The sequence below is a fragment of the Mesorhizobium sp. WSM3873 genome (assembly GCF_001672445.1).
Classification (GTDB): domain Bacteria; phylum Pseudomonadota; class Alphaproteobacteria; order Rhizobiales; family Rhizobiaceae; genus Mesorhizobium.
The window spans coordinates 211,374-227,721 of record NZ_LYTM01000002.1 but is presented as its reverse complement, the minus strand read 5'-3'; the positions used below and the strand labels follow the sequence as shown (position 1 = coordinate 227,721).

The window sequence follows — 16,348 nt, the reverse complement described above, 5'->3', positions numbered from 1 at the left end:
TGGAAGACACTGCACCAGCGGTTCCGGCGCTGGTCGAAGGCTGGCGTTTGGGAGCGTGTCTTTGCCGATCTGATCGTTGATCCCGACAACGATTATGTGATGCTCGACAGCACGTTGGTTCGCGCCCACCAGCAGGCGGCGACCGGAAAAGGGGGGACCAGAACCAGGCTTTGGGGCGTTCCCGAGGTGGATTGACTACTAAGATCCATATGGCTGTCGACGGTCGCGGCCGTCCGTTGCGCCTGATCCTGACGCCCGGCCAGCGTGGCGACGTCACCCAAGCGCCTGCTTTGCTCGAAGGGCTCAAGGCCAAACGCGTTCTTGCCGATAAGGCCTATGACAGTAATGCCCTGCGCGCGATCGTCGTCGAGATGGGAGCGCAGGCCGTCATCCCCTGCAATCCAACCTGCAAGACCCTCATCCCCTACGACTTTGAAGCCTATAAGGCGCGCAATCTCATCGAACGCTGCTTCAACAAGCTCAAACACTTCAGGCGCATCGCGACCCGATACGACCGGCGTGCTCTCTACTTCCTCAGCTTCGTCCAACTCGCTTGCGCAATGCTATGGATGCGCTGAATGTCGATTCAGCCTAGAGCGCGTAGAGGCCGGAGCCGATGATGATCGCGGCGCCGACGATCATCGGCAGGTCGGGGATATCGCCGAAGATGACGAGGCCGAGCACTATCGACCACAGCAGCGCCGTATAGCGGAAGGGCGCGATGAAGGAGATGTCGCCCGAGCGCATCGCCATGATGATGAACTGATAGCCGATGAGCACGAGCACGGCGGCCAGCGCCAGCAGCGCCGTCGCCTTGGCGGTCATGGGCGCCCAGCCGCCCGTCGGCGGGAGCAGCAGCGCACCCAGGATCGTCATGGCCAGCGCAGTCGCGGTCGATACCAGCATGGTCGGGATCGCTTGCGGGATGCGCTTGGTGGCGAGATCGCGCACCGCGCAGCAGCCGACGCTCGCCAGCGCCAGCAACGAATAGGCGCTGAAACCCTCGAAGCCCGGCCGCACGATGATCAGCACGCCGGCAAAGCCGACGGCAATGGCGAGCCAGCGGCGCCAGCCGACGCCCTCGCCGAAGAACAGTGCGGCGCCCATCGTCACGGCCAGCGGCAGCGCCTGCAGAACGGCGGAGACGTTGGCGATCGGCAAATGGGCAAGGGCGATCAGGAACGACACGGTCGCGCCGGCTTCGCCGGCGACGCGCAACGCGACCATCGGCTGCAGCATGGCGCGCGGATCAGCAAGCGCGCCGCGCCGCCAGGCGAGCAGACCGACGAAGAGCGAGGCGAAGGCGCCACGCACCAGCATGACCTGCGCCATATTCATCGATTCGGAGGAGAATTTGGTGATCGCGTCGTTCAAGGTGAAGCCGATCATGGCCACGACCATGAACAGTGCGCCGCGAAGATTTGGCGAAAGAGGCAAGGGCGCTTCCGGGTTATGTTCTCTCGCAAGCGTCTAACAGCCGGCGGCAAGACAGCAACGTCAAAGAAATGGGCCACAGGAGGTTCCTGCGGCCCTCAATATCGGCTGCAATCCGGAGCGATCATTTCGGTGTCAGCGTCTCGGTGCCGTTGCCGTTCTGGCCGGCGATGGTCCACAGCCCGTGCAACGAGCCGTCCTTCTCCACCTTGTAGACGACGAGGCCGATTTCCTTGCCCATCACATAGCCGGCGGAAAAGGCATCATCGTTGCGCATGCAAATGCCGTCGGAGGACGAGCCGCCGGTTTTCCAATGGATCGTGCAGGTTGTGTCGCTGGTCAGCGTGATGGTTGCCTCGCCGCCATATTTCGATCCGTCGAAATTGGTGCCGGCGACAGTGTAGGTGCCACCGATCGACTGAGCGGCCGCAGGCACCAAGGCAATCCCGAGCATTGCAAGCGAAGCCAAGAATTTGCGCATGAGAATTCCCCCTGAATGCGAAAATCGCTTCATGAGGCTAGGCCGGAACAAGTCGGCGGTAAATCGGGTGGAAGTCGGCGCGGATGGTTTATTTCCAGTGCGCCGAGCGCAGCTCAAGGGCCGCGCAGGCTGGCGGCGATCGCCCCGGTCAGCGGATCGTATTTCGCCTTAAGCGAGGAAGGATACTCGATCCAGACGGTGCGGATGACACCATCCTTTCCGAACAGGCGCCGTTCGTAGAAGACCTTGTCGCCCTTGATGCCAGAAACCACCGCCCAATTCTTCCCGGACTTGCTGTAAGTGATCTTGTAGCCCGGCCCGGTGTTTGCCTTTTCGTCGGCGACGAAGCCCTTCGGAGTGTCGTTGTCGATGTTATAAATGCCCGAGCAGGTCAGGCTGGCGCCGTCGGGCGCGCTCCATTGCTGCCCATCGCCGTTTTCTGGCTCGGGCAAGCGGTCGCTGAAAATCTCGTCGGGAAAGGTGCAGGACGTGCCGAAGCGCGCATTGACGTCGGTGAACGGCTTTGCGATTGCCGCTGTCGTCGCAATCGTCAGCAACGAGAAGGCGATCACCAAAGGCGCGCCCTGGACGAGATGAACACACTTCATGATGCCCCCAAGGTCCGTGACCGAGGGTGATCCTGCACCAAATCGGAGAAAAAATCAGCCGCCGGTGACGCTCATATGGCGCGATACCGAGGGTCGGCTGGTGCGGCGGTCGATGACGAAATCATGGCCCTTCGGCTTGCGCCCAATCGCCTCGTCTATGGCCTCGCCGACCAGCTCATTGCCTTCGGAGGCGCGCAGCGGCGCTCTCAGGTCGGCGGCGTCCTCCTGGCCGAGGCACATATAGAGCGTGCCGGTGCAAGTCAGCCGGACGCGGTTGCAGCTTTCGCAGAAATTATGCGTCATCGGGGTGATGAAACCGAGCCGACCGCCGGTCTCGGCGACCTGGACATAGCGGGCAGGGCCCCCGGTCTTATAAGGAATGTCGGTCAGCGTGAACTGGCGCTCAAGCGAGGCGCGCAGCAACGACAGCGGCAGATACTGGTCGGTGCGGTCGGCGTCGATCTCGCCCATCGGCATGGTCTCGATGACCGTCAGATCCATGCCGCGACCATGCGCCCAGCGCAGCATCTCCGGTATCTCAGCGTCGTTGAAGTCGCGCAGCGCCACGGCATTGAGCTTGACCTTCAGGCCCGCCGCTTCCGCACCGTCGATGCCTTCCATGACCTTGCCGAGATTGCCCCAGCGGGTGATCTGGCGGAATTTGTCGGCATCGAGCGTGTCGAGCGAGACATTGATGCGCTTCACGCCGCAGTCGGCGAGCTCGGCGGCAAAGCGCGACAGCTGCGAGCCGTTGGTGGTGAGCGTCAGCTCTTCCAGCGCGCCGCTCTCAAGATGCCGCGACAGCTGGCGAACTAGGTGCATGATGTTCTTGCGCACCAGCGGCTCGCCGCCGGTCAGCCTCAGCTTCCTGACGCCCTTTTCGATGAAGACGCTGCAGAGCCGGTCGAGCTCCTCGAGCGAGAGCAGATCCTTCTTGGGCAGGAAGGTCATGTCCTCGGCCATGCAATAGGTGCAACGGAAATCGCAGCGGTCGGTAACCGACACGCGCAGATAGCTGATCGTGCGACCGAAAGGGTCGATCATGTCCATTGCAAGCGCTTCCGTGGCCTGAGCAGCGTCGTTATATACGGCTATGTGATACGATCCAACCGCGCATTCAAGATAGAAGCTCTCGATCTTTGGTAACATTCCCCGACCGACATTCTCTGTCGGCTGCCTTCTATCACCTTTTCGCACTGCGCGAACCGGCGTAGGGAAGGGCGCAACGCATATAGGAAGAAACATGACGGCGCCGAAGGAACTCAGGGTCTCGAAGGACCGCAAGCTGCTCACCGTGACCTTTGCCGGGCATCAGCCGTTCGAACTGCCGGCGGAGTTCTTGCGCGTTGCCTCGCCTTCTGCCGAGGTGCAGGGCCATTCGCCGGATCAGCGCGTGACTGTGCCCGGCAAGCGCAATGTCGCGATTCTTAAGATCGAGCCGGTCGGCAATTACGCGGTGCGCATCACCTTCGACGATTTCCACGACACCGGCATCTTCACCTGGAACTATCTTCACACGCTCGGGCATGAAAAGGACGAGCGCTGGAACGCCTACCTCGCCGAGCTGGCCGAGAAGGGGCTCAGCCGCGACCGCTAGCCTGGCGCCAAGACGTTCGACTGGGTGTCGTCAAAGCGTCATGGACATAAAGTAGCGCCGGCAAAAGGTCAGGAGGCGAAAAGATGTCGCTCATCACATCGGTCGAACAGCTCGAAGCCCTCTACGGCCTGCCTGGCGAGGCCTCGGTCGCCAAGGAACTCGACCATGTGATTCCCGAATATGCCGCCTTCATCGAGGCGTCGCCTTTCGTGGCGCTGGCGACCTGCGGGCCGGAGGGGCTGGACTGTTCGCCGCGCGGCGATCTCGCCGGCTTCGTGCGCCTCCTGGACGAAAAAACGCTGATGATGCCCGACAGGCGCGGCAACAACCGCGCCGATTCGCTGAAGAACATCATTCGCGATCCGCGCGTCGGGCTGCTCTTCCTTGTGCCGGGCTCGGGCACGACGCTGCGCGTGAACGGTCGCGCCCATATCACAGCCGATGCCGAGCTTAGCGCGTCCTTCATGGTCGATGGCAAGCCGGCACGGTCGGTCACCGTCGTCGCCGTCGACGCGGTCTATTTCCAGTGCGCACGCGCCATCGTGCGCTCGGAGCTCTGGAACCCGGCAAAGCATGTCGACCCGAAGTCGCTGCCGACGCCCGGCCAGATCCTCGAGATCACCAGCCGCAGGAATATCAATGGCGCCGCATATGACAAGGAATGGCCGGAGCGGGCAAAGCAGACCATGTGGTAGCGGCCTCGAGCGCCCGGTCAGGCCTCCTTCAGGACATCGGCGATCTTGCGCATCTGCTCGCCGACCATGTCGCACTGCTCCGGCGTCGACTGGCTCATCGCCTTCTCGATGAGCGCCATATGTACTTTCAGCGCCCGCATCAGCAGGGCCTCGCCGGCTTCGGTGAGGTTCAACCGCAGCACGCGTTTGTCCTTTTCGTCACCCTCACGACGCAGCAGGCCGCGGGCTTCCAGTTGCGGCAACAGCATCGTGATGTTCGAGCGGCCGACCAAGAGCTTGCGGGCAAGGTCGTGCTGCGACATCCCGGGATGACGGTAGAGGTTCATCAGCACGTCGAGCTGCGCCGGTTTGAGGTGGAGCGGCGCCAGCTTCACCGCCAGCGTGCGCTCCAGCACATGGCAGGCGCGCGCCACCGCAACCCAGTTGCGAAAGCGCGGATTGTCCCAGGGCAGCTCTTGCTTAATGTTCATGTTTGAACTATTATGTTCATGCTTGAACGAATGGTTGGACCGACACTATGGCATCATTTGGATTGAAGGTCATCCGAGGCGTCTTCGGGGCGGCCGAGCGTGTCGCGCCGCGTCTCAGTGGCCGCGCCGCGTTCGAATTGTTCTGCCGCACGCCAAACGTCAAGGCCTTGAGCGATGGCGAGCGCCGCGCGGTCGAGCGCGCTACGGGCTTCATGGCCGAGGCGCGCCATCACCGGCTGAAGACGAAGGCGGATTGCGTTGCGGTGCATGAGTTCCGGCCGGGGCCGGGCAGGGGCTCCCGCGGTACCGTGCTCGTCATCCATGGCTGGCGCTCGCGCACCGAATATATGCGAACTCTGATCGATGGGTTTCGCGACGCCGGCTACAAGGTGGTCTCGCTTGACCTGCCGGGCCACGGCCATTCGCTCGGCCGACATCTCAACATGGTGACCGCGGTCGACGCGGTGCGAGTCGTCGGCGAATGGTTCGGCCCGTTTGCCGCCGCCGTCGGCCATTCCTTCGGCGGCGCTGTCGCGGCCAATGCGGTTGCCGCTTCGGTGAAAGGCATGCCGCCGCTTGCGGCCGACAAACTGGTTCTGATCGCGGCGCCGAGCTCGCTGCCGGCGATCTTCGACGATTTCAGCCACCGGCTCAATGTCGGGCCGCGCTCTCGGGTCGCCATGGCGGATCGGGTGAAGCATTTGTCGGGACGGCCGCTCAGCGATTTCACGGGCGACCGCCAGCTCGCCGAGGCTCCGGTGCCGACGCTGATCATCCATGCGCCGGACGACCGCGAAGTCCATGCCGATCACGCAAAACGGTATGCGGGAGCCGGCGATCATGTGAGCCTGCATTGGGCCGAAGGGCTTGGTCACCGCCGCATCCTTGCCGACAAGGATGTGGTCGCGCGCGCCGTGGGCTTCGTCGCCGAGGAACGGCAACCGGCGCTGCATTGAAAATTAACGCGGGAGGGGCCTGCTGCCGTCTTCCGTCCGTAGTTGCGAATGGCTCAGTCGGCCTTCTTCTTCTGCCCTGGCTCGACCGGCAGGCCGGCAGCCTTCCAGGCTGTGTAGCCGCCAAGGATGTGTTTGACCGGCGCGAGACCCATGTCCTGCGCCGTCTTGGTCGCCAGCGCCGAACGCCAGCCGCCGGCGCAGAAGAAGACGAAGGTCTTGCCGGAGGCGAAGAACGGCTTGTGATAAGGGCTTTCGGGGTCGATCCAGAATTCGAGCATACCGCGCGTTACATGCTTGGCGCCGGGAATTTTGCCGTCGCGCTCGACCTCGCGGGGGTCGCGCAAATCGACGAAGATGGTGCCGTCATCCTCCAGCAGCCCGGCCGCTTCCTCAGGCGAAACCACCTCGATCTCGGCATTCGCCTCGTCAAGAAGTTCGCGATATCCCTTCTTCACTGCGCATCCTCCAGGCCATGGCTCGCGCCCGCCGGAATTTCGATCACAAAGACCGCTGTTTGTCACGGGCCGATGTTTGTCAGGCAGGAAGGCCGGTCATGGTGGCCCAGGCCGCATGGCGCCAACGCCTGATTGTTACCGAGGCCTCTGAAACCGGGAGCCGCCCTGCCGCATTGTGTCTCACACGGATGTGAAACTGTTCTGCAACACGGTCGCGAAAATTTATGGAAGCTTAACGGAATCAGTATGAATCGGTACAGTCGCGCATTACATCCGCCATGCGGAGGGCGGGACCGTCTAGCGGCGCGGAACGGGAAACCGGTTGCAACCGGTGCGGGTGAAGCATGAAAATCCTCGGGAACAAAAAGGCCGTCATGCCGATCGCGATCGCGGCGGCACTTGCCTTCGGCCAGCAGCCGGCGAGCGCGCAGGGGCTGTTCGACATGCTGTTCGGCGGCGGCATCCGGCACAATTCCCAAGGAGAATTTCCGCCGCCGCCAAAGCCGCGCAAGGTGCAGCCTGGCACAGGCGGTAGCGTCAGGATCAGCAGCCCGACCTACAATACCTACAGGGCCGACAAGCTTGTGCGCGTCGACTTCAAGTCGCTGCTGCCCGCCCCGCCGCCCGCGACTGCGCAAGATGCTGCCTTTGTGCCCTCCGTGAGCGGAAGCGCGTTCCGCGATGCGCTGGCAGGCCTGAGCGATTATGAACTCTTTGCCGAGCCCGATATCGCCAAGGCGCTCATCGCCTACTATTCGGCCAATCCGGATTTCATCTGGGTGACAGGGGATGCACCCAACAGCAGGGCGCAGGATGCCGTGCGGGTGCTTGGCGAAGCGGCGAGCTACGGCCTGACGCCTGCCGATTACTCCGTCGATGTTCCGGCGGCGGCCACGAATGTCGACTTGCCCGAAGCGCGGACCAAGGAACTGGTTCGCTTCGAGATGGCGCTATCGGCGCGCGTGCTGCGCTACGCCCATGACGCCCAGAGCGGCCGAGTCGATCCGAACCGCATGACCGGCTATTACGATTTTCCGGCCAAGCCGCTCGACCTCGAAGGCGTGCTGAAGACGCTGGCGCACACGCAAGAGGTGCGCACCTATCTCGAATCGCGGCACCCGCAGAACCCTGAATATCAGGCGCTGCGCGTCGAGTTGGAGTCTCTTCAGGCAAGCGAGGAGAACGACATCGTCGTCGATCCGAAGCTGCTTCTTAAGCCCGGTGAAAGCAGCCCGGAACTGCCCAAGCTTTTGACGTTGATCGCGCGCAACCTCGATGACGAGATGGGCGGTGACTTTGGCGAGACCCTCGCCCGGCTCGGCAAGAGCGAGCTTTACGATCCTGACCTGGTGCCGGTGATCAAGGCGGTGCAGAAGCGGGCCGGCATGAAGGGCGACGGCGTCATCGGCCCGCGCACCGTCGCCTCGCTCGCCGGAACGTCCAAGGCCGACAAGGTCGAGAAGGTCATGGCGGCGCTTGAAGAGCTGCGCTGGCTCCCCTCCGATCTTGGCAGCCCGCGCGTCTTCATCAACCAGCCGGCCTTCACCGCAAGCTACATCGACAATGGCGAGGAGAAGCTGAAGACCCGCGTGGTCATCGGCAAGGTCACCAACCAGACCGCATTTTTCTACAACCAGATCAAGCAGGTCGACTTCCACCCCTATTGGGGCGTGCCGCAGTCGATCATCGTCAACGAGATGCTGCCGAGGCTGCGCAGCGATCCGGGCTATCTGGACCGCGCCGGCTATGAGGTGACGGATTCCAGCGGCAGGCGAGTTCCCTCTGCGGCGGTGGACTGGGGCGCCTACGGTGCCAAAATCCCGTTCAGCGTGCGCCAGCAGCCGAGCGAGGCCAATGCGCTTGGCGAGTTGAAGATCCTCTTCCCCAACAAGCACGCCATCTACATGCACGACACGCCGCAGAAGTCGTTCTTCGGGCGCGACATGCGCGCGCTGAGCCATGGCTGCATCCGCCTGCAGGATCCGCGCGGCATGGCGGCCGCTGTGCTCGGCACGTCGGTCGACGACATCGCCGAGAAGCTGAAGCACGGTCATTCGACCGAGAATGTCACGCGCGTCATCCCGGTCTATGTCGCCTATTTCACCGCTTGGCCGGACATGTCCGGCAAGGTCGAATATTTCGACGACGTCTACGATCGCGATTCGAAGCTGATGCAGGCGCTGGATGCGACCGAAGCGGTGCGCGCACCGTCAACCTAAGCGCTCGATGAGCGGGCTCCTGAAACCGGCGTCACGTCCGGCAATGAGCCAATAAACGAAACCGGCCACCAGCCCGGCCGCGACGATGATGCCAAGGTCGGCCCAGCGTTCCGGATCGTGCGGCGCGTCCGGCGAGAGCAGCATGAAACCGGCGGCCGCAACCACGCCGCCGAACAGCATATGCAGCCAGAAGCTCCGCAACGAGAAGACCTCGGCGATAAGCGCAAAGATCAGAGTCTGCATGCCGGTCGCCACGATGGTCAGGAAATAGACGAACATGCCAAGCGGCGGCACGACCAGCACGGCGACAGGCGTGAACTGCATCAGCTCGAAATAGCTTGGGGCGTTGGGCAGCGAGCTCAGCGCTGCATAGATCGCGACCAACGCGACCAATCCGACGAGCACCGCGATCAGATAGCCGGCGAGCACCATCAGGATGCGCTTTAGAACGTAGCCAACCATTACCATGCACCCCCGTGCCCGCAATCATGGCGCGCAGTCAGCCATCAAAAGTGCATCGACGCAAGTCTCGGATAGGGAGGCGCCGGCCCAGCTGCGGGCGGCCGTATCAGGCGTTACTTCGGTTCGCCGGTGACCGGATCGTAGGTGATTTCGACCTTGGCCTTGTCGGTCGTGTAATAGGTAACGGTATAGCCGTCGCTGCTCCAGCCGACCTCCTTGATATATTGGAAGTCGCTCCGCTTCTCGACCTTGGTCAGGATTTCCGAGAGCTTCTTGGCATTTTGCGGCGGCAGCGCTTGCGCTTCGGCCGCGAAAGCCGACCCGCCGACAAGGAAAAACGCGATACCGCTTGCCAAAAGAACACCGCGCATGACTGCCCTCAATCTCTCGTGGTGGCATGAACGCGCTGACAACTCGAATCCTGGCCCGTTGGTTCCGCCAACGGCGGGCAACGCCTTGCTCCACAGTTGGTCCGTCACGGCCGGCGCGACCTCTATTCGCGAAAGCTTAAATAAGTAAAACGGCGTGAATCCAACAAGTAAGGAGGGTTCTGCAACATCGGACTTCAGGTAACGAACGACTAACCATGGCTTGCGCCGAAACCGCCTTCCATTAGCTGTTCGTGGTAGAGCTTTTGGCCAGACCCTGTTAGAGTCCCGGACCAACAGGGTGGCAACGGCGCGCCGAGCCTGCCGGGGATCTTCCATCGGCAAACGGCGAAGTGTTTTTTGGAGCGGAAGTCGCCTGTTCTGGACCGAAAACAGGGACCGGGGGCTCAACCATGGCTGAACGGAACTATACCCGTCAGCTTGCGACAATCATTTCTATCGACGCCGTTGGTTTTTCGCGGCTGATGGGCATCGACGACGAGCGCGCCGTCGCGGCCTTCGAGGAAAGGCGCGATATCATCACCGACAGTTGCGGCGCCTTTGGCGGCCGCACGTTTGGCGTTGCCGGCGACAGCATCATGGCCGAATTCGGCAATCCAATCGAAGCCTTGCGCGCGGCGTTCGATTTCCAGGACCGGATCATGGCGCTCAATGCCTCGGCCGCGGATGAGATGCGCATGCCGTTCCGGGCCGGGATCAACACCGGAGACGTCATCGTCCGCGAAGGCCGCCTCTATGGCGACGACGTCAACATTGCCGCGCGCCTCCAGGAATTCGCTCCGCATGACGGTCTAGCTATCTCAGAGACGACCTGGCACCACGTAAAGGACAAGACGGCGGCGGTTTTCACCGATCTTGGCGAGTTCATGCTCAAGAACATCGCCCTGCCTGTACGTGTGCTGATCGCCGGACGCGGCGGCAACGGCGCGGCGATGGCTGCGCCCCTGGCCGTCATCCCTACCGCTCCCGTCCATGACAGACTCGCATCGAAGGGCCCGCCGGCAATCGCGGTGCTGCCGTTTCACGGCAGCAACGGAGGCGAGCCTGACGTCGGCTACATGGCCGACGGCATTGCGGAAGACATCATCTACGGCCTGTCCAACACCCGCTGGCTCTCGGTGATCGCGAAGGGCTCCAGCTTCCAGTTTCGCGACGACCAGCTCGGAACCAGGCTCATCGGCAATGCGCTTGGCGCGCGCTACATCGTCGGCGGCACGCTGGCGCGCCACAGCGGCCAGATACGCCTCAACGCCTCGCTGACCGACACGTCAAACGGGCGCCTGGTCTGGTCGCAGCGCTTCGACCGCGACCTCATCGACATCTTCAGCCTGCGCGACCAGATCGGCAGCGAGATCGTTTCGATCCTCGACAAGGAGGTCGACCGAGCCGAGCAGGTGCGCACCTTCCAGGTGCCGTGGGAAAGCCTCGAGACCTGGCAGCTGGTGCGGCGGGGCCGCTGGCACATGAACAGGCGCACGCGCAAAGACACCGAGATCGCGCTCGAATTCTTCGAGAAGGCTTACCAGGAAGATCCGAATTCCAGCGCCGTGCTGAACGAGCTGGCATGGTGGTATTTCTGGCGGGCATGGCTGCGCTTCGGCGACAGCGACGACCTGGCCAAGGTCGAAGAATTTGCGCGCAAGTCGCTCTTGATGGACAGCCTCGACGCGCGGCCGCACGCCTATCTCGGGGCGGCCGACATCATGCGCGGCCAGCCGGCATCGGCGGCGGAGCATCTGGCCGAGGCGATCCACATCAATCCGAGCTTTGCCTTCGCCCGCTCGGCAATGGGCAGCGCGCGGCTGCTGCTTGGCGATGCCGCCGGCGCGATCCCGTTCTTCCTGGATACCGAGCGGCTGAGCCCGTTCGACCTCTACCGCTTTCACAATCTGGGCGAGCTGGCTGCCGCATACTGTTTGGTCGAGGACTGGCCGGCGGCAATTGCGGTTGCCGATCGCTCGCTCAACCTTTCGCCGGGCTATTTCTACGCCAGGTTCCTCAAAATCGGCGCCTTGATGCGAAGCGGCCGTCTTGAGGAGGCCGAACGCGAACGCGCCATTCTGGCAACCAGGCATCCCGATTTTTCCGAGCAGCGGATTCGCTGGATACCGTTCGTCGATCCTGCGAAGAACAACTTCCTGATCGCGAATTTCGGCCAGGCCAAGTCCATCGCATGATCGCTGGAACCGAACACCGATGATTGTGAAAAAAATCACATACGCCGGACCGAACCAAACCTAGGCCAGACAATAGCCGGCATCGCAGTGACGTGGACAGCCGGGGGGCTCGAACGCGCATGATCAAGTTGAAGTATTTCGCTGCTGTCCGCGCTGCCCAGAAGAGCCAGCGCCCTGTCGCCGAAATGCCGCCCTTCGATATCGACCGGCTCCGCGCCAAGGGGCTTGCGTCCCGTATCGCCGGCTTCCTTTTCAACGACCCGCGCTGGCTGCTGGCGCTGCTGCGCCGCTTCTGGCCGAACCTGGCCTTCGGCAATTTCCTGCTTGTCACCAAAGGCGTCGATGTGCGCGACATTTTGGAGCGCGGCGACGAGTTCGAGACACCGTACGGGCCGGAAATGGCAGAACTGGCCAGGGGATCGAACTTCATCCTCGGCATGCAGGACGGGGCCGCCTACCGGCAAATGAAATCGGCCGTGCTGAGCGCCTTTCCGCCGGCGGAAGTCGAAGCCGCCGTCAGGCCGATCGCCGAGCGTCATTCGCGCGACATCATGACCCGGGCCAGCCCCGGCTTCGACGCCGTCGGCGGGCTGATGAAGATCGTTCCGGTACGCATCTGTCGCGACTATTTCGGCCTCGAGATCGACGATGAAACCGAATTCGCCGACTGGTCGATCGCGCTCAGCGCGCTGTTCTTTTCCGATCCGACAGCGAGCCCAACGACACGTCAGCTCGCGATCGTCGGCGGCGATCGTCTGATCAAGGTCATCGACCGCTCGATTGCCGCGGTCAGGGACAGAGGAGGGAAGGACGAACGGCCGCTGGCGCGCCTTGTCGCGCTCATGGATCAAGGGCGCCTATCGCAGCCCGACATCCATTCGATCATGCTCGGTATGATTGCCGGCTTCGTTCCGACCAATGTGCTTGCCGGCGGCAATTGCCTGGACGTCATCCTGTCGCGGTCAGACGCAAGGCAGGCTGTCGACGCAGCCATTGCAGCGGGCGATACCGGCAAACTCGATAGGGCGATCCTGGAAGCCATGCGCTTCAAGCCGATCTGGGTCGGCCCGTGGCGCTACACCGCCCGTGACGCGGTCATCGGCCAGGGCACCCGGCGAGAGTGCCTTGTGAAGGCTGGAACGGTCGTCATGCCGGCGACCCTTTCCGCCATGTTCGATCCCGAAATCGTGCAAAGGCCAAACGAATTCGACACCTCGCGGCCTCATCGCGATTACATGGTGTTCGGCCACGGCATTCATCTGTGCATCGGGGCCGAGATCGCCCGCATTCAGATCGGCGAATGCGTTCGCGCCCTGTTCAGCAAGCCCAAGCTCCGCCGCGCGCGCGGCAGAGCCGGCAAGATGGTCAATGTCGGCGCCTATCCGGCCAGCCTCAAGGTCGATTTCGAGCGCTCGCCGCTTTGCCGCACGGTCGACCAGTCGATGGTCACCGTGGTTTGCCCGATCAGGCGTGCGGTGCCGCTGGGTGCCGTGCGCGACAAGGTCGGCGCACTTGGCAACCCGGCGATCGACGAGGTGGGCAATGCGCTCGACAATGTCGGCACGGTCCACTTCGCCAGCCTGGCTGTCGCCGCCACCGGCAGGGACGAGAAATCGGACCTCGAGACGGGCGCGCTCGTACTCGAAATCTCTGGCGACGGCAGCACCGACGATGTCATCGGTGCCATCACGCAGGCCATAGGCCACCGCCTGCGGCCGATCTTAAGGGCCGTGTGCGGTCTGCCCGACGACTCTTCGCTGCAGGACTTCCTGAAGAAGCATCACATCGAGATCTCGCCGTCCTTCGGCAGCACGGCAGGGCTGGTTTTTTCCGGAACGCCTGGCCATTCGGTGCGCCGCATCCTGGCCGAGGCAGAGCTCGCCGACAGCGTGCGCGAGATCGTCGAAAAGCCGCGCGCGGGTACTGGCAACGCCCCTGCTGTGCTCACCGAGGCGCGCCGGCATGCCCAGTCGCTAGGACAGTTCGGCTGGGCCTTCGAGCCGGCTGAGAGCCTGCTGGAGCGGCCTCCGGGCCGCTGGTGGCGAGCCTTGACGACGACGCTGCTTGCGCCGGCTGTGCTCGCCACCGTCGCGATCGTCATACTTGCCTGCTGGCGCATGACCTATGTGCTCGTGTTCGGCAATCCGCACGGTGTCACCTTCACCAACGTCGCAATTGCCGGCACCGCGCTTCTGCTGGCGGTGCTGGGGCTGCTCGCGATAGCCCTGCTGTTCATCGGCTTGTGCTTCCTCAGCCTGCGGCGCCTCGAGGACAAGGACCGGCCGCAGAACACGCCGGTCGATCTCGGCGCGCTGGACAGAATCCTCGCCAATGAGGACCACTGCGCGCAAAACCATCTCACCGCGATATCGACGATGAGGGCCGGCACCTTGCGGCGACTGGCGCTGAGGCTTTCCTTCTACCTGATCTCGATATCGGCGCAGAAAGTGTTCAAGCCGGGGTTCCTCGCCACCATAAACACCATTCACTTCGCCCGCTGGGTGCTGCTGCCGGGCACCGACAAGCTGATGTTCTTCTCCAACTATGGCGGCAGCTGGGAAAGCTATCTCGAGGACTTCATCGCCAAGGCCTCAGAGGGCCTGACCGGCGTATGGAGCAACACGGAAGGCTACCCGCGCACGCGTTGGCTCTTCCTCGACGGCGCGCGCGACGGGGACCGCTTCAAGCGCTGGGCGCGGCGTCAGCAGGTGCCGACGCTGTTCTGGTACTCTGCCTATCCGCATCTCAACACCGCGCGCATCCGTATCAACTCGAAGATCCGGCGCGGCATTGCTTCCGCCACCGGCAGCGAGGCCCGCAACTGGGTGAGCCTGTTCGGCTCGCTGCAGCGGCCGCAGGCAAGGCCGGCTGCAACCGTCGGCCGTGAACCGGCGCCTTCGCCCGTGGAAGAACTGGAAGCCGGCGAGATCCAATCCATTTTCTTCGGCCCGTTCGGCGCGCTTGGCCACGCGCATATGCTGGCGATCCGGGTGCCGGAAGAACTGCCGGCCATGCAACGCAGAGCGTGGCTGGACTTCGTCATCGACAAGACCAGTTTCGGCGACGGCGTGCCGGCCGGACGCGCCATGACGGTGGCCTTCGGTCCCGACGGTTTGCGCCGTCTTGGGCTGAAGGGCGGCGTCGACGACGATCCGCTGGACACATTCCCAGCTGCCTTTCGCCACGGCATGGGCAATCCAGAGCGCAGCCGCATCCTCGACGACACCGGCCCCGATGCGCCTGACAAATGGCAGTGGGGTTCGGCCACGGCGCCGGTCGACGCAGTCATCATCTGCTACGCCGCGGAGCCGGCGGTACTGAAGGGGGAGGTTGCGGCCGCGAAGCGAAAGACGACAGGCGCGGGGATGAAGATCGTTGCCGAATTGCCGCTTGTCGTGAACCGCGAGCCAAAGAAGGACGGTGGGATAACGCAACATGCCGGCAACGACGGCAAGCCGGAGCGCGCCCGCGCCTACGAGCATTTCGGCTTTGCCGACGGCGTCTCGCAGCCGATCGTCAGGGGTACGTCGCGCGCCAACAAGGGTGCCGCGCCGATGCACCTGGTCGCGCCGGGCGAGTTCCTGTTCGGCTATCGCGACGAGCATGGGTTCTACCCAGCCTCGCCCTCCGTGCGGGCAGCGCAGGATCGGACCGGCATCCTGTCTCAGGTGCGGCGCAACCGGCAGATCCCCGGTCAGCCTCCGCCGCCGCGCGATTTCGGCCGCAACGGCTCGTTCCTGGTCGTTCGCCAGTTCGAGCAGCATGTCGAGTTGTTCGATGACTACTGCAAGCACGCCGCCGCGCGGACCGCGCGCGAGACCGGCGACAACGCCATCACGCCGCGCTGGGTCGCGGCCAAGATGCTCGGCCGCTGGCAGGACGGCAGTTCGCTGGTGCGCAACCCCGATGGCCGTCCGGGTCGTGGCGTCGACAACGACTTCGCGTTCGGCGCCGAGGACCCGCAGGGGCATCGCTGTCCGATCGGCTCCCATATACGCCGTTCCAATCCGCGCGACTCGCTTGGCGAGGATCGTGAGACGCAGATCAGGATCGGCAAGCGCCACCGCATCCTGCGCGTCGGCCGCACCTATGAGAAGAAGGACCGCAGCGGGAAGATCGAGAAGGGGCTTCTCTTCATGTGCCTCAACGCCGACATCGAACGCCAATACGAGTTCATTCAGCAGACCTGGGTCTCGTCGAGCTCGTTCCAAGGCCTTGTCGGCGAAAAGGATCCGACGATCGGCGCGCGCGACGGCGGCGGCCGGTTCTCGATTCCGTCCTGGGAAAAGGTGACGGTGCTCAGGGACATGCCGCAATTCGTCACCACGAAAGGCGGCGGCTACTTCTTCATGCCGAGCCGGTCCGCGCTGCGCTACCTGATTTCGCGGCTCTGATTCGGATCACA

At 63.4% G+C, this 16,348-nt stretch carries 14 protein-coding genes and 2 pseudogenes; 8 read left to right on the top strand and 8 right to left on the bottom strand.

Features of this window, described 5'->3' with window-relative positions:
* Together A9K71_RS02640 and A9K71_RS02635 are read left to right on the top strand one after the other, a co-directional pair.
* Positions 1–195, top strand: a pseudogene (locus A9K71_RS02640) (IS5/IS1182 family transposase); the annotation flags it as partial.
* Positions 156–578 (top strand): annotated as a pseudogene (locus tag A9K71_RS02635) (IS5 family transposase); the annotation flags it as partial. The pseudogenes A9K71_RS02640 and A9K71_RS02635, both read left to right, overlap by 40 nt.
* Before the next feature lie 13 nt (positions 579–591).
* Here the strand turns inward: A9K71_RS02635 and A9K71_RS02630 are convergent.
* The 4 genes from A9K71_RS02630 to moaA form a co-directional block, all read right to left on the bottom strand.
* Complete coding sequence (locus A9K71_RS02630) at positions 592–1,437, bottom strand: DMT family transporter (protein WP_245299509.1); 846 nt, start codon at positions 1,435–1,437, stop codon at positions 592–594.
* A gap of 121 nt (positions 1,438–1,558) precedes the next feature.
* Positions 1,559–1,915, bottom strand: coding sequence for a hypothetical protein (locus A9K71_RS02625; RefSeq protein ID WP_066989872.1), 357 nt, complete (start codon positions 1,913–1,915; stop codon positions 1,559–1,561).
* A 113-nt stretch (positions 1,916–2,028) separates the two neighbouring features.
* Positions 2,029–2,523, bottom strand: a complete 495-nt coding sequence (locus tag A9K71_RS02620) for a hypothetical protein (protein ID WP_066989869.1) — start codon at positions 2,521–2,523, stop codon at positions 2,029–2,031.
* 54 nt (positions 2,524–2,577) lie between these two features.
* Positions 2,578–3,573: a GTP 3',8-cyclase MoaA gene (gene moaA / locus A9K71_RS02615; RefSeq protein WP_066989866.1), complete on the bottom strand. Its 996-nt coding sequence runs from the start codon at positions 3,571–3,573 to the stop codon at positions 2,578–2,580.
* 193 nt (positions 3,574–3,766) lie between these two features.
* Between moaA and A9K71_RS02610 the strand changes: the two genes are divergently transcribed.
* Positions 3,767–4,120, top strand: coding sequence for a DUF971 domain-containing protein (locus tag A9K71_RS02610; protein WP_066989863.1), 354 nt, complete (start codon positions 3,767–3,769; stop codon positions 4,118–4,120).
* An 83-nt stretch (positions 4,121–4,203) separates the two neighbouring features.
* Positions 4,204–4,815, top strand: a complete 612-nt coding sequence (locus A9K71_RS02605; RefSeq protein ID WP_066989859.1) for a pyridoxamine 5'-phosphate oxidase family protein — start codon at positions 4,204–4,206, stop codon at positions 4,813–4,815.
* Positions 4,816–4,832: 17 nt separating this feature from the next.
* On the opposite strand, the gene A9K71_RS02600 is transcribed toward A9K71_RS02605, so the two are convergent.
* On the bottom strand, positions 4,833–5,285 hold the full coding sequence (locus A9K71_RS02600) for a MarR family transcriptional regulator (RefSeq protein WP_066989856.1): 453 nt from the start codon (positions 5,283–5,285) through the stop codon (positions 4,833–4,835).
* A 47-nt stretch (positions 5,286–5,332) separates the two neighbouring features.
* Here A9K71_RS02600 and A9K71_RS02595 point away from each other — a divergent pair, with 47 nt between their 5' ends.
* A complete protein-coding gene (locus A9K71_RS02595; RefSeq protein ID WP_066989854.1) occupies positions 5,333–6,241 on the top strand; it encodes an alpha/beta hydrolase in 909 nt (302 codons plus the stop codon).
* Positions 6,242–6,294: 53 nt separating this feature from the next.
* Here the strand turns inward: A9K71_RS02595 and A9K71_RS02590 are convergent, their stop codons facing one another.
* Positions 6,295–6,696, bottom strand: a complete 402-nt coding sequence (locus tag A9K71_RS02590; protein ID WP_066989852.1) for a rhodanese-like domain-containing protein — start codon at positions 6,694–6,696, stop codon at positions 6,295–6,297.
* Positions 6,697–7,040: 344 nt separating this feature from the next.
* Between A9K71_RS02590 and A9K71_RS02585 the strand changes: the two genes are divergently transcribed.
* Positions 7,041–8,915 carry a murein L,D-transpeptidase gene (locus tag A9K71_RS02585; RefSeq protein ID WP_066989851.1) on the top strand — a complete coding sequence of 625 codons (1,875 nt, stop codon included), beginning with the start codon at positions 7,041–7,043 and terminating at the stop codon, positions 8,913–8,915.
* Here the strand turns inward: A9K71_RS02585 and A9K71_RS02580 are convergent.
* Entirely contained in the window at positions 8,907–9,377 is a 471-nt protein-coding gene (locus tag A9K71_RS02580) for a hypothetical protein (protein WP_156752570.1), read from the bottom strand. The two genes, A9K71_RS02585 and A9K71_RS02580, sit on opposite strands and share 9 nt — an antisense overlap.
* Positions 9,378–9,490: 113 nt before the next feature.
* On the bottom strand, positions 9,491–9,748 hold the full coding sequence (locus A9K71_RS02575; RefSeq protein ID WP_066989847.1) for a PepSY domain-containing protein: 258 nt from the start codon (positions 9,746–9,748) through the stop codon (positions 9,491–9,493).
* Between the two features lie 410 nt (positions 9,749–10,158).
* On the opposite strand from A9K71_RS02575, the gene A9K71_RS02570 reads away from it, so the two are divergent.
* A complete protein-coding gene (locus A9K71_RS02570) occupies positions 10,159–11,943 on the top strand; it encodes an adenylate/guanylate cyclase domain-containing protein (RefSeq protein WP_066989845.1) in 1,785 nt (594 codons plus the stop codon).
* A 119-nt stretch (positions 11,944–12,062) separates the two neighbouring features.
* Positions 12,063–16,337 carry a cytochrome P450 gene (locus A9K71_RS02565; protein ID WP_066989843.1) on the top strand — a complete coding sequence of 1,425 codons (4,275 nt, stop codon included), beginning with the start codon at positions 12,063–12,065 and terminating at the stop codon, positions 16,335–16,337.
* Positions 16,338–16,348: the final 11 nt, after the last annotated feature.